Raw genomic sequence first — 319 nt, 5'->3', positions numbered from 1 at the left:
GCGAGATCTGGCCCAGGCCGGCGGCGATTCCGCCGACGGTCAGGTCGCCGCCGGCCTGCACGCGGATGGCGGAGTCGATGACGGCGAGGTTGGCCGCCGCCGTCATGGTCACGGCGCCGCCGGCCAGCACGTCCAGCGTGCGGCCGGTGCGCGTGATGGCCACCTCGGCGGCCACGGTGATGCTGGCGCCGGCCAGCAGGCTGATCTCGCCCGACGAACTGCGCAGCGCGGCGAGCACACCCAGGTCGCCGCCCACGTCCAGCAGCACATTGCCGCCCGACTGAAGCGCCAGGCCGTCGGCATTGCCACCGTCGTTCAG

The 319-nt window shown here is 74.0% G+C and carries 1 protein-coding gene; it reads right to left on the bottom strand.

Annotation, left to right across the window (positions count from 1 at the left end; genetic code table 11):
- Positions 1 to 319 (bottom strand): hypothetical protein (locus tag ACG00Y_RS28820; RefSeq protein WP_394485099.1); only part of this gene is annotated, 319 nt, incomplete at both ends.

The sequence above is a fragment of the Pelomonas parva genome (genome assembly GCF_043555835.1).
Lineage (GTDB): Bacteria > Pseudomonadota > Gammaproteobacteria > Burkholderiales > Burkholderiaceae_C > Pelomonas > Pelomonas parva.
This window is presented reverse-complemented; position numbering and strand designations above follow the sequence as displayed.